Source organism: Sphingorhabdus sp. (genome assembly GCF_046292425.1).
GTDB lineage: Bacteria > Pseudomonadota > Alphaproteobacteria > Sphingomonadales > Sphingomonadaceae > Sphingorhabdus_B.
Genome location: NZ_JBKBQV010000005.1, coordinates 1 through 12,942 on the forward strand (window position 1 = coordinate 1; position 12,942 = coordinate 12,942).

At 54.6% G+C, this 12,942-nt stretch carries 12 protein-coding genes and 1 tRNA gene; 9 read left to right on the plus strand and 4 right to left on the minus strand.

The window, feature by feature from the left end; genetic code table 11:
• Nucleotides 1–265: alpha/beta fold hydrolase (locus ACK4S7_RS01955; protein ID WP_409643980.1), on the plus strand; the 265-nt coding region annotated here is incomplete at its 5' end.
• Nucleotides 266–552: 287 nt separating this feature from the next.
• Here the strand turns inward: ACK4S7_RS01955 and ACK4S7_RS01960 are convergent.
• Both ACK4S7_RS01960 and ACK4S7_RS01965 read right to left on the minus strand, forming a co-directional pair.
• On the minus strand, nt 553–1,503 hold the full coding sequence (locus ACK4S7_RS01960) for a hypothetical protein (RefSeq protein ID WP_409643982.1): 951 nt from the start codon (nt 1,501–1,503) through the stop codon (nt 553–555).
• A 116-nt stretch (nt 1,504–1,619) separates the two neighbouring features.
• Nucleotides 1,620–2,825 (minus strand): S8 family serine peptidase, encoded by a 1,206-nt coding sequence (locus tag ACK4S7_RS01965; RefSeq protein ID WP_409643984.1) that lies wholly within the window; start codon nt 2,823–2,825, stop codon nt 1,620–1,622.
• Between the two features lie 174 nt (nt 2,826–2,999).
• Between ACK4S7_RS01965 and ACK4S7_RS01970 the strand changes: the two genes are divergently transcribed.
• Together ACK4S7_RS01970 and ACK4S7_RS01975 are read left to right on the plus strand one after the other, a co-directional pair.
• On the plus strand, nt 3,000–3,488 hold the full coding sequence (locus tag ACK4S7_RS01970) for an RNA polymerase sigma factor (protein ID WP_409643986.1): 489 nt from the start codon (nt 3,000–3,002) through the stop codon (nt 3,486–3,488).
• Nucleotides 3,485–4,183, plus strand: coding sequence for an anti-sigma factor family protein (locus tag ACK4S7_RS01975; RefSeq protein WP_409643988.1), 699 nt, complete (start codon nt 3,485–3,487; stop codon nt 4,181–4,183). The genes ACK4S7_RS01970 and ACK4S7_RS01975 overlap by 4 nt, the downstream gene beginning before the upstream one ends.
• A 96-nt stretch (nt 4,184–4,279) precedes the next feature.
• Here ACK4S7_RS01975 and ACK4S7_RS01980 read toward each other — a convergent pair whose 3' ends face one another.
• Complete coding sequence (locus ACK4S7_RS01980; RefSeq protein WP_409643990.1) at nt 4,280–4,612, minus strand: hypothetical protein; 333 nt, start codon at nt 4,610–4,612, stop codon at nt 4,280–4,282.
• Nucleotides 4,613–5,073: 461 nt separating this feature from the next.
• Between ACK4S7_RS01980 and ACK4S7_RS01985 the strand changes: the two genes are divergently transcribed.
• The 3 genes from ACK4S7_RS01985 to ACK4S7_RS01995 are packed head-to-tail and all read left to right on the plus strand — an operon-like array spanning nt 5,074 to nt 7,383.
• Nucleotides 5,074–5,319: a DUF3489 domain-containing protein gene (locus tag ACK4S7_RS01985; RefSeq protein WP_409643992.1), complete on the plus strand. Its 246-nt coding sequence runs from the start codon at nt 5,074–5,076 to the stop codon at nt 5,317–5,319.
• A 10-nt stretch (nt 5,320–5,329) separates the two neighbouring features.
• Nucleotides 5,330–5,779, plus strand: coding sequence for a DUF2924 domain-containing protein (locus ACK4S7_RS01990; RefSeq protein ID WP_409643994.1), 450 nt, complete (start codon nt 5,330–5,332; stop codon nt 5,777–5,779).
• Entirely contained in the window at nt 5,776–7,383 is a 1,608-nt protein-coding gene (locus ACK4S7_RS01995; RefSeq protein WP_409643996.1) for a recombinase family protein, read from the plus strand. Before ACK4S7_RS01990 ends, ACK4S7_RS01995 begins: the two co-directional genes overlap by 4 nt.
• A gap of 193 nt (nt 7,384–7,576) precedes the next feature.
• On the opposite strand, the gene ACK4S7_RS02000 is transcribed toward ACK4S7_RS01995, so the two are convergent.
• A tRNA-Thr gene (locus tag ACK4S7_RS02000) sits at nt 7,577–7,651 on the minus strand.
• Nucleotides 7,652–8,186: 535 nt separating this feature from the next.
• On the opposite strand from ACK4S7_RS02000, the gene ACK4S7_RS02005 reads away from it, so the two are divergent.
• From ACK4S7_RS02005 to ACK4S7_RS02015, 3 genes are all read left to right on the plus strand, one after another.
• Complete coding sequence (locus ACK4S7_RS02005) at nt 8,187–9,224, plus strand: quinone-dependent dihydroorotate dehydrogenase (RefSeq protein WP_409643998.1); 1,038 nt, start codon at nt 8,187–8,189, stop codon at nt 9,222–9,224.
• 44 nt (nt 9,225–9,268) lie between these two features.
• Nucleotides 9,269–11,014 carry a gamma-glutamyltransferase gene (ggt, locus tag ACK4S7_RS02010; protein ID WP_409644000.1) on the plus strand — a complete coding sequence of 582 codons (1,746 nt, stop codon included), beginning with the start codon at nt 9,269–9,271 and terminating at the stop codon, nt 11,012–11,014.
• A 92-nt stretch (nt 11,015–11,106) separates the two neighbouring features.
• Nucleotides 11,107–12,918, plus strand: coding sequence for an AMP-dependent synthetase/ligase (locus ACK4S7_RS02015; RefSeq protein WP_409644001.1), 1,812 nt, complete (start codon nt 11,107–11,109; stop codon nt 12,916–12,918).
• The last annotated feature ends 24 nt before the right edge of the window (nt 12,919–12,942 follow it).

The following is a 12,942-nucleotide window of genomic DNA, read 5'->3' on the forward strand; positions in this document are numbered from 1 at the left end:
CGGCCTAAGCAAAACAAATACTTTTGACGATTTGGTGGCCGATCTTGCCGAGGGTCCAGAACAAAAAGGACCAGCTGCGAGCGCCGCCTGGCGCATCATAATCGGTTGGGGCAGAAAAGACCGGCTCTGCCTGCCGCGACAAGCGGAACGCGCAAAGGCAGCGTTCCCGTCGGCAGATTTGCATTGGTTTGAACATAGCGGCCATTTTCCCACTTGGGATATGCCCCACGAAACGGTCGCAGTAATTCTCGCGGCAACAGGATAACCGTCAGGTGTGTCCTCGGCCCTTACAGCAGCAGGGCGGTTACCAAATAACCCGCCACATGAATTAGTCTGCGACGGTAGTGGCAGATCAACGGGCTAAAGCTGCTTCGTTACCACAACGAGTGTTAGCTTTCCGCTTATAAGTTTCAGACTGCCAGTAGGAAATCGACTTAGCTCACATGGGCTGAGCCGCAGTGCGTACTTAACAAATTCGGAACAATCATTCGTAGCGCCAACGAGAATGTGGCAGACCTCGCATGGTCTGCCACATGTAAGATTTTAACTTTCTTAGCGCTCCTGCGAATTTTCCTCCCGCCGACGCGTCTCGCTCGCTTTGGTGCTATTATCGCCCCCATTAGCATTGTCAGCATTCCGCGGCTTAGCATCCTGATCTTTGGCAGCAGACTTCAACTCGCCTTTGGTCATGCCGGTAACCAGCGCCTCGCCCGAGCCTGAGAAGTTTGCTGCGGGAATTGTCGCAATACGGTTGCCTACTTCAACGGTGACAGCTTGAACGACTCCCTGCTTGGTCTGTCGAACCTGCTGCACATAGCCCATGACGCGACCTTTGGGGTCTTGAATGGGCATTCCAGGTTCGATCGCAAACATGCCGGCGCCGTTTGCAGCTGCGGAACCGGCAGCAGCCAACTGACCTAAGCCTCCAGAGGCCATACCGTGACCTGTTGCACTACCACTTCCAGCGGCTGATCCGGTAATAGAACCTAAACCCGGCGCGGTGCCAACCGCATTTTCAGCAGTCGAGCGTGCTGACCCCACTGTGGATCCAGCTGTGCCGCGCATAGTATCAACTGCACCTCGTGCGCGTCCGACGCCGTCTTGACCGAGACTGCGAACGGTATCGGTACCAACCAGTTGGGCATCTACGCTCCCGTTTTTCGAAGCATTGGCCCCACCATTGGCGCCTCCGGAAACAGGACGATCTAGCACAGTGCTTCCTCCAGTAATTGAGCCATTGCTGCTGCCTTGGGTCGAACCGCTGCCGCGCACGCGCCCTGACTTACGATCAACCTGCTTTTCGCCTTGCATCGAACCAGTCGACCTGCTGGTCACGCTGCCTGTGGTCCGCTGAATTGATCCGGTCAGATCACCACCCAGACCGCCGCCAAGGCCGCCACCCAGACCACCGCCGCCTCCAAGAAGCTGCGCTGACGCAGGCACGGATACTGCGAATGCCAGCGCAATCGCCGGAATGACCGAATACTTGAAACCCTTCTTCATTTTCGTTCTCCTTCTTTGCCTTGGCAAAATTGCCTGCATGAAGGGACAACGATGGCGTTTAAGGGTTTCATCCCGTGAATCCAAAAATTTTTGTATGTTGATCGCCACAGCGTGACCTATCGTCCACAGTTTCCACAAACAAGGCCGTGACCGTAGACGGGATCAAATCCCTTTTTACCTAAGTCAACGGCTTCCGCCATCAATTGACGAACGGCAGGTTCAACCGCGCCTGGGGATTGACGCGGGTAGAAAGTGGATAAGCGCGCAGCCACCAAAGGCGCGGCAAAGGATGTGCCGCGCACCTTATCTCGTTTATTTGCACCCAGCGCACTCATTATATCTGCACCTGGAGCTGCAAAATCAGTACGCGTAGCTCGGCCAGCTTCGGGCAGTACGCGATTTCGGCTATCCACCCCTGTTACACCAATCACGCCTGCATATGAGGCAGGATAAGTAGGTGGTGCGGCCGGACCGTCATTCCCAACAGCAGCGACGATGATTACGCCACGTCGCTGGGCAGCCGCAATGGCGTTCTTCAAAAGAGCGTTTGGTGGCCCCACGAGGCTGATTGTCACGACGGATACGCCACGACCTGCAAGCCACCCAAGGGCTCGCGCTATCGCGCTGGCATTTCCACCTGCCTTATCAGATCCGTAGACATCAGCAGCCAAAAGATTGGCACCAGATCGCGCGCCATTTACTTCCCCGTCGCCGATCATAAGCGCAGCGACAGCGGTACCGTGGCTGCTTGCCGAAGGTGCGCCTTTTGCAAAGCCATTTTGCTCTACCCGGCCACGCACCGATGGATGATCAGCAACTCCTCCATCAATAATGCCAAGAGCGGCTGTTTGACCCGTTATCGTGGGGGCTTTGCTACCGACGGCGGGTAATGAGACTGCGCCGCTTTGAAAATAGATATGGTCTACATCTACATTGGCATCTGGGATAATCTGCTGAAGTTCTCTCTCTGCATCGCTCAGCGACATCTTTGCTGGTGTCGCAAAGCGCACGTAAGACAGGTCTAAGCCTTCTATCCGATCGCGCGAAAGAAGACGAAAGCCCCTCTGCTGCGCTCGCGCGACCATTTGTTCGCTGACGCCAATTGCGATCAGTTGCCCCCGCAAAGCAGGATAGCGATTTTCGTCAACATCGACGGCTTCCCGGTTCAGACGAACAAAGCGGGTAAGCCGGTCGATCCGCGCTTGCTCCAAAACGCTGCCAATTGTCTCTTGCGACACTTTATCGATGTCAGTCAGATTAATTGGAAGCTCTGGTAAGTTAAAACGGGGGAGCCCGCCCGAGGGCAAGGCCAATTGTGCCATCGCAGTGACAGAAAATAGGGTTGCTCCGAACGCCAAAAAAATCCGTCCTGTTTTCATATCCCGCAGTTCTTGCTTTCTTGGTTCTGCGATGCAAGCTGCATCATTATATTTTAATGGTCATGGATGAAACGATGGATAGCTGTCGTTTCATCCATATAGCCACGAAAGATTTGAATGGCGTTTGAACAAGAACTGTTGGCTCTTTTGCCTCGACTACGTCGCTTTGCGCACGGTTTAACTCAGAACGTGGCTGATGCTGACGACCTGTGTCAGGCAGCGATTGAACGTGCCCTGAAGTCACGAGAGCAATGGCAAGCAGGAACGAGATTGGATAGCTGGATGTATAAGATTACCCGCAATATCTGGATCGACAACCGCCGAGCGGCAGGACGCCGTGGCGTTCACACTGAGATAGACGATGGCGTAACGCAGATAGCAGATGACAGCCATGCACGTATGGAAGCATCCATGGAGTTAAACGACGTGGACAAGGCGATGGCGCGTTTGCCTGACGAACAGCGCGAGGCTGTAATGCTCGTCCTTGTTGAAGGCTATGCGTATAAGGAAGCTGCTGAGATATTGGGCGTACCGCAAGGAACGCTAACATCGCGGCTGGTTCGCGGACGCGAAGCGCTGGTGCGCGAGTTGGGAGAAGCGGCGTGACTTACGATCGATCGACCATTGCCGCTTATGTTGATGGTGAACTCAACCTCGTTGAAGCCAAGCGTATCGAGAATGCTATCGGCAGCGATCGTGAACTTGCAAAGGCCATCGAGCAAGAGCGCGCCCTGCGCGCTCGGCTGACCAGGCATTTTGACCCAATACTTGATGAACGGGTGCCGGACCGGCTCACCACTTTGTTATCGGACAATGCAGAAAGTTTGAACTACCGCCGATCGGCTCGAACGTCCCGTTGGTTGCGGCCGTCAGCCATTCAATGGGCTGCGATGGCCGCATCCCTCGTAGTTGGTATAAAGCTCGGTGGAACAGCGATGACCCGCGACCCAGGATATGTGCGCGATCAGGGGGGGCAGATTGTGGCATCGGGGGAATTAGCGGATGCGTTAAATACGCAATTAGCGTCTACCCAAGGCAGCAATCCTGTCATTCGGATCGGTACCAGCTTTGCTGCAAAGGATGGCGGATACTGCCGTACATTTGGAAGCGCAGTATTGGACGGAATTGCTTGTACAGAAGGAAATGATTGGAAGCTGCGTCAAACCCTGTCAGGCGATGCCGCATCAGAGTATCGCCAAGCTTCTGCTGGCGCATTGGCTGAGGCTGCTGCAACGATGATGTCACATGAGCCACTTGATGCTGCAGGTGAGGCAGCCGTCATGAAACGGGGGTGGAGATAGTTCCATTTGGCCGCCGTCCGGCCTGACCACGTTAAAGAAATGGCGGGAGCCGAAACTCCCGCCAGAATGGTTGGCCGTTATTGAGGGTAAGGAAGGTTAGCCAACCGTTACGCGACCGGCACGATAGCCGCGTTCACGCATCTCTTTTACATAGTCCTTGTCGGCATCGACCAGCTCATGATGATATTCTTCCCAGGCGTCGCGTTGGTCTTCGGCATCGGTAGCGCGGCGTAGATCACTACCAAGCTCTTGCTCTGCTTCGCGGACATCAGCGAGATATGCGTACCAAGGATTGTTGTAGATCCCCGCGATCGGCGCGCTGCGAATTGCCGGGGTATCTTCGGGGCCATCCGCAAATAGCGCCGCATTACCTAGAACAGCTGAAATCGCTGCGAAAGCGAAACAGAGCGTTTTGGTAATTTTGAGCATTTTTTGTCTCCCTAAATTTGCATTGCAAAACGGAAACGATGGCTGCTTGGTTTTTCATCCAAGCCGACGAAATATCTTTCGGCGGGAAGAATAAATAACAAAATCGTGGTCAGACTGCTTTTAGCTAAAAGCAATGTTTTCAGGCAGCAGCTTTTAAGCCCGGGGTAATGGGCTCACATGTCTCAATGGACGCAAAGCTGCCGTTCATTTCAATGCCGGAACAAAGCCTCGCCTCGGATGAGGCTTTGTTCTGCCGACTTAGTTGCGACGATCCGCGGTACTTAAATAACCTAAATTTCTGCCTATCAAGCGCACAATCCATTCGACTTCTGCGCGCAGTCGAGCATTGCTGCTTATATTCAAGCGCCCCGACACAAAGCGGCGTTATACCCGGCAGAGCGATCAGCTGGGCTTTGGGTGGTGGGGCAGCATGATGCTGCCTCGATTAAGGAGAACCACCTATGACAAAGACCAAAAAGCCCGAGGGTATCGAAACAATCATATTGCCCTCAAAAACTCAACAAATCTTAGATCTGTTAAACCGGGATTGCGGTGCTACACTCCTAGAAATCGCGACACTTGCAAACTGGCTGCCGCATTCCACGCGGGCATATCTGACCGGCTTTAAGAAGAAGGGGCACATCATCGATAGCGACAAGGTGGATGGCGGTCGTCGCTACCGTATATCATCGTCGCCCGAGGCATAGGGTGGTGGTTATGACAAACAGTCTAAGCTTGGAGCTGGCCGGCCTTGTTACCTTGAAACCCGCTGAACTGCGCTCACGATGGCGCGAGGTCTATCGTAGCATGGCACCGGACATCGGTCCTGATCTGCTGCGGCGTGGCATCGCCTACCGGCTGCAGGAACGTGGGCAGGGAAGCCTGACCAGCTCCACTCGCCGCGAGATCGATCGTCACTTGAAACGATTGGGTAAGGATGATCGAGCAGCGGTGGTTGCTCCATCCCTAAAGCCTGGGACCCGTCTGGTGCGCTCATGGCGTGGCAAGATGCATCAGATACTCGTTTTTGATGACGGCTTCGAATTCGATGGCAGACGCTATGCATCGCTCACCCAGATCGCGAGCGATATTACTGGGGTACATTGGTCCGGACCGCGGTTCTTTGGCCTAGTCACCAGGCAGCGGAGAAGGGCAGTAGGGCCATGACGTCGCCTAACCGCAAGCGCTGTGCCATCTACACGCGTAAATCGACCGAGGAGGGGCTGGAGATGGACTTCAACAGCCTCGATGCCCAGCGCGAAGCATGTGCGGCCTATATATTAAGCCAGGCAGGCGAGGGCTGGGAGCAGGTCGGTGAACTCTATGATGATGGCGGCTGGTCGGGCGGCTCGATGGACCGTCCGGCTCTCAAACAACTGCTGGACGACATACAGGCAGGCAAGGTGGATATTGTTGTCGTCTACAAGGTTGACCGGCTGACGCGGTCGCTTGCCGACTTTGCCAAGATCGTCGAGATCCTTGATGCCAAAGGCGCGTCGTTCGTGAGCGTCACACAGGCTTTCAACACCACCAACAGCATGGGTCGGTTGACGCTCAATGTATTGCTGTCATTCGCCCAGTTCGAACGCGAGGTCACAGGCGAACGTATCCGTGACAAGATAGCTGCCTCCAAGCGCAAAGGCATGTGGATGGGAGGCACGGTACCACATGGCTATCGTGTGGAAGACCGTAAACTTCTTATTGAGCCAAAGGAAGCTGAAGAGGTGCGCTATATCTTTAACCGCTATCTGGAACTCAAATCCGTTCCGGCACTTGCGGACCATCTCGCGCGGAGGGGTATGCGCACCCGAACCCGCACGCTGAAGGTAGGTCGAACCATCGGCAATGTCAGTTTTGGTAAAGGACCACTGGGGTTCCTGCTCAAGAACCCTGTGTTCATCGGCAAGATCAAACATAAGGATGCCGTTTATGATGGTGAGCATGAACCAATAATCGATGAGGACACCTTTGGTCGCGTCCAGGCCATGCTCGCGAGCAACAATCGCGACAAGCTGATATCGAAGCATGCAAAGTCGCCTAGTCTTCTCTCTGGTCTCATCACTGACCCTGACGGCAGGCCGATGTCGCCGTCACGCGGACAGAAGGGAGTGAAGCAATATTGCTATTATGTCACCCGGTTCAAACCGGATGAAGACCGTTCGACGATTTGCAGGCTGCCAGCGGGCGCTCTGGACCGGATCGTAACGGACGCATTTGCATCCTATCTTAGAAAGCCTTCCCATGCGGATGAATCCACATGTAGAGTTGCGTGGCAGAGCAACACGGCAACGGGATCTGCACTTGCCGATAGCCTTTACACGATCACAACCAGTGAACTTCGCGCCATACTGATCGACCATCGCGTAAAGGTAAATGTCGCCGAAGACCATGTCGACATTACGATCGGCAATGATCCAACCACCATCACCAACCCAGCGAGACTTATGCGTCGCGGCAATGAACTTCGCATCGCCCTGCCGTCGGATAGCGCATCAGCGAATGGCAACATCGACCCCGCGCTGGTCCGGTTAGTGGTTCAGGGGTTCGCTGCACGCGAGCATCTTCTCACTGGCAAACAGATCTCGATGATCTCTGAATACGACAGGCGCCACTTGAATAGGCTAGCGCGAATATCCTGGTTGGCACCCGACATCATCACGGCCATCCTCGATGGACGGCAGCCCCTGCAACTCACCGCGCGTCACGTGTTGCGCTGTGCCGAAATCCCGTTGGAGTGGAAGCAGCAGCGTCACTTTCTCGGGTTTGACTAGCGCTGCCCCAAACAAAAGTGGTGCCACGAAATAGGGCCCCGGAGATATTCGGGGCTTTTTGGTGAGATCGAACCATTACAAAGTGTCTCTGGTGCCGCATTCTCAAAGCTACCCCGCGCAAGTGACCGAAGTTACGCGACAATTATCGCGGTGAGCCGATGGTCTGAAATCGTTGGAGAGATAAAGGACTTCCTGGTGCTGCTGGGGAGGATTGAACTCCCGACCTCGTCATTACCAATGACGCGCTCTACCACTGAGCTACAGCAGCAATACCGAAGGTGCGGCCCTATGCGAAGGCTGGGGCTTAATGTCAAGCGGCTTGCATCAGTGGTAGCTATTTGGCATCTGGCGAGCGTGCGGCCGTCAGGCACTAGGAGTCCATACTTGGCAAAAGATGCAGCAGACAAAGAACGGATCAAGGCAGAGCGGCTGCGAGAAGCGCTACGATCCAACTTGCGCAGGCGCAAGGCGAAGCCGCAATCAAAGGACCTGGACCAGGACCTAAATCCGCATCTGGCAAACGAACCAAGTTCTAAATCCTGAATCACGCTATGCGAAGTGGCAAGTGGGCAAAAAAAGACCCGCCATGAGACGGGTCTTACAAGGAAAAGAACTTGTGTCTTTCGACAGCAAAGTCCTCGGGTCGCGCCAGCCATATGCAAAAATTCATCGTTTCGCGATTGCATGGAATCGTCATTGCGCCCCATTGGGTTTGACATTTTCGGCCAAAGTGTCGGGAAGAGACCTGGTTGGTGGCTCGACGGACCGTTGCGCCTTTTAAAAGACTCGTGAATAGGGCGTAAATGTTTTACCAGATCGCCCGCCCCTTGTTGTTTCAGCTGGACGCTGAAACCGCACATAATTTGTCAATTGAAGCGCTAAAATTCGCGCCGATACCGTCACTACGGATGGATAGCGCGGCACTTTCACAGACATTTGCAGGTTTGGTATTTGCAAACCCCGTCGGCCTTGCGCCCGGATATGACAAAAATGGAGAGGTTCCGAGTGAAATTCTGCGACTCGGCTTTGGCTTCGCAGAGGTCGGAACCCTGACCCCGTTGCCCCAGCAGGGCAATCCAAGGCCCCGCCTTTTCCGGTTGGTGGAAGACGCGGCCGTCATCAACCGAATGGGATTTAACAATGAAGGGCAGGCCGCGGCAATTGCAAGGCTGCGCAACATTCCGGAAAATGCCCTGATAGGCCCACTTGGCATAAACATCGGCGCCAACAAGGACAGCGCGGACCGTGTTGCGGACTATGTCACCGGCGTCCAAAATATGGAGTCGCTGGCCGATTATCTCACCGTCAACATCAGCTCGCCCAACACGCCCGGGCTGCGTGCGTTGCAGGACAAGGCTGCGCTCGACGATTTGTTGGCCAAGGTTATGGAGGCACGTACACAAGACACCCCAGTCTTTTTGAAAGTCGCGCCTGACCTCCAGCCTTCTGATATTGACGATATAGTCGCTGTTGCGATGACGCGCGGTATCGCGGCGTTGATTGTTTCGAACACCACCATATCGCGACCGGTTTTGAAATCCCGGCATGCAGGGGAGGCAGGGGGGCTTTCCGGTGCCCCGTTACGCGATATGGCCCAGCAGCGACTGCTGGAATTCCGCAAGGCCAGCGGCGGGCAGATGCCGCTTATCGGCGTTGGCGGCATTGCGTCGGCACATGACGCATATGCCCGCATTCGTGCCGGCGCGTCCTTGGTGCAGATATATAGTGCGCTCGTTTACCAAGGTCCTGGCCTCGCGCGCAAGATCAACAGAGATCTACAACACCTTTTACAGGCCGATGGTTTTATCAACATAACCCAAGCGGTTGGTGTGGACGGGTAAATCCGCGCTTGGCTTTGTCCATGATTGGCGGCTAGGTTGTCGATATGAAAAAATCATTGTTCGCGATAACGGCGTCTGCCATCCTTTTTTCTCAAGCTGCGGTAGCCGAAAATGTCGGGGTTACTTCGTCTGCCGATCCACGCGTCACCGAGGCGGGAATGGAAATGCTACGGCAAGGCGGCTCTGCGGCTGATGCTGCCATGGCCATGATGCTTGCGTTGACGGTTGTCGAACCACAGTCGAGCGGCATCGGCGGCGGGGGTTTCTTGCTGTATCACGACAGTGCCAAGGGCATATTGACGACAATCAATGGTCGTGAAACGGCACCGGCGGCAGCGACCGCCGATCGGTTCATGGGGCCAGACGGAAAGCCCCTTGGGTTTCTTGCCGCGTTTCAGGGTGGTCTTTCAGTTGGCGTGCCCGGCAATATCCAGCTTATGGCAGAAACCCACCGCAAATGGGGCAAGTTGCCCTGGTCTACAGTTTTTAAACCGGCCATCCGCCTTTCAGACAAAGGCTTTGTAGTGAACAAGACGCTTGAGTCGCGGCTGCAGGGAATCCAACGGCTTTGGCCGAATTTTGACGAGGCCCGTGCGATCTACTGGCGCAATGGCAAGCCTGTTCAGGCCGGGATGCGAATGAAGAATCCGAAGCTGGCTGCCACATTGAAACTTCTGGCGAAAAAGGGGCCGGATGCTTTTTATAAAGGACCAATTGCAGGCCAGATCGTTAACGCGGTTACCACCAGCAAGCTTAGTCCCGGCGATATTACCATGACGGATTTGGCCCAGTATCGGGCCAAGGAACAGAAAGCTGTCTGCGCCCCATATCGCGTCTACGTAGTGTGCGGCATGGCGCCGCCTTCATCAGGCGCGACAACGGTATTGCAGATTTTGGGGACGCTCGAGCGCTTTGATTTGGGTAAAACGGGCAAGGACAACCCCAAAAGCTGGTATCTAATTGGTCAGGCTATGCAGCTTGCTTATGCCGATCGTGAAAAATATCTTGCCGATGATGCATTCGTTGACGTGCCGGTTGCTGGGCTGTTGAACCCGGACTATATAAAGCAACGCTCAGCGCTGATTGATCCAGACAAGGCGCGCTCTGACTATCCGGCCGGTATACCGCCGGGCGCTTCGCCGCGTACCGCTGCGATTTCGAGCGAAGTTGCTGGCACGACCCATTTCACAGCGGTCGACAGAAACGGCAATATCGCAAACATGACCTCCACGATTGAGGGGCCCTTTGGCAGCCAACTGGTGGCAGGGGGGTTCTTTTTGAACAATGAACTGACCGACTTCACCTTCGCCCCGGAAAAGGAAGGTGCGCCAGTTGCCAACCGCGTTGCAGGCGGAAAGCGACCCTTGTCGTCAATGTCACCAACAATTGTGTTTGACCGTGACGGACGAGCGGTTCTTGCACTTGGATCGGCAGGTGGAAAGAGGATCATAATGCATGTGACCAAGACATTGATTGGTGTGATTGATTTCGGCTTGCCGCTGGATCAGGCTATTGCGCTGCCCAACATCTATTTTGGCGACGGGCAGTTGCAGCTGGAGCAAGACACGCCACTTGCAGCAATCGCAAACCAGATTTCTGCGTTCGGGCAAAAGGCAGTTGTGTCCGATCTTGGGTCGAAAGTGAATGGTGCGCAGCTGCTGAACGGTGCATGGAGCGGAGCGGCAGACCCTCGCAGCGAAGGGACGTCGGCCACTATAGATGCGAAGGGTAAGGTCGTTACGAACCGCCCGCCCGCCGCTGCGGATGTGCCTTTACCCAGTGTCGGTTAGAACTGGCATTGCGCCATGTAGTGGGTAGCGCTAGCGTAAAAATGACAATAAAAACAGGTAACAGCCTGAAAAGGTATTCATAGGAGAGCATTATGGCTGCCGAACAGTTTGACGACTTTGACAGCTTCCCCAACCTTGTAACCATGTTTTTTGCACGTGCGCGTTATCGCGGCGATGCGCCGTTTTTGTGGGCAAAGCATGACAGCACATGGCAGTCCATCAGTTGGTCTGACGTTGCGCGGCAGGTAGCCGGTTTTGCAAAATCGCTGCGGCAGCTTGGTTTGGAAAAGGGTGACCGCGTGATGCTCGTGTCCGAAAACCGGCCTGAATGGTGCATTGCCGACTTAGGTATTATGGCGGCTGGGTGTGTGACCGTTCCCACCTATGTCACCAATACCGAACGCGACCATCAGCATATCTTGGACAACAGTGCGGCGCGCGCTGTGGTCGTATCCACGGCAAAACTTGCAAAGACGCTGATGCCCGCTGCCTTGCGGTCTTCACAGGCCGAATTTATCATCACGATGGAGCCGCAGCCCGCCATGCAGCATGGGCAGTTGTCGATGCACCAATGGTCAAGCATGGTAAAAGGCACCGACGCCGACGTGCGCGCCAGCGAGGCCGCAATGGCATCTGTCACCCGCGACGATTTGGCGTGCATTATCTATACCAGCGGCACTGGGGGCGCGCCGCGCGGCGTGATGCAACAGCACGGTGCCATATTACATAATGCCGACGGAGCAGCCGCTGTGCTGCGCGAGGATTTTGGCCTTGATGAAGAAGAAGTGTTTTTGTCTTTCCTGCCTCTGTCACATGCATATGAGCATAGTGGCGGACAGTTTCTGCCTATCGGCGTGGGCGCGCAAATCTATTATGCGGAGGGTTTGGAAAAGCTGGCATCCAACATCGAAGAAACGCGGCCGACGGTCATGGTTGTTGTCCCGCGCTTGTTTGAGGTCCTGCGTCAGCGAATGATCAAAGCAGTTGAAAAGCAGGGCAAGCTGCCAAATTATCTGCTCGACAAGGCTTTGGTCATTGGGGAGCGGGATTATATAGGACGTAAACGGTTAAGCGACGCGCCGATGCGGCTAATTCTATCGCGCACGATCAAACCAAAAATTCAGGCAAAATTTGGCGGAAGAATGAAGGCAATGGTATCCGGCGGTGCGCCGTTGAATCCCGATATCGGTGTGTTTTTTCAGTCATTGGGGATTACTTTGTTGCAAGGCTATGGTCAGACTGAGGCAGGTCCCGTCATAAGCTGCAACCGGCCAAGCGCAGGCATCAAAATGGATACGGTTGGCCCGCCGCTGAAAAACACCGAAGTAAGGATTGCTGACGACGGGGAGATATTGGTGCGCGGACCGTTGGTGATGAAGGGGTATTGGCGTAATAAGGCCGAAACCGACCGTGTCATAAAGGACGGTTGGCTTCACACGGGTGATATTGGACATATTGATGATCGTGGTCGCATCGCCATTACGGACCGCAAGAAAGACTTAATCGTCAATGACAAAGGCGATAATATTGCGCCGCAGAAAATCGAAGGGATGTTAACGCTGCAACCCGAGATTTTGCAGGCTATGGTATCAGGCGATAAGCGCCCATATATCGTCGGGCTAATCGTGCCGGACCCAGAATGGGCTCTGGAATGGGCGCGTGAGCAGGATATGAAATATGACTTTGCTGCGCTGCAAGCCAATCCACAGTTCCGATCAGCAGTGCGCGCAGCAGTTGACCGCGTAAATGCGGAGGTTTCCGTGACTGAAAAAGTGCGCCAGTTTGAATTTGCGGATGAGCCGTTTTCGATTGAAAATGGTGAAATGACACCGAGTATGAAAATACGGCGCCACATCATCCGTGAACGCTACGCTGCGCGCGTCAACGGCATGTATAAGGACTGAGCATTTCGCCGCTGAAATTGATGT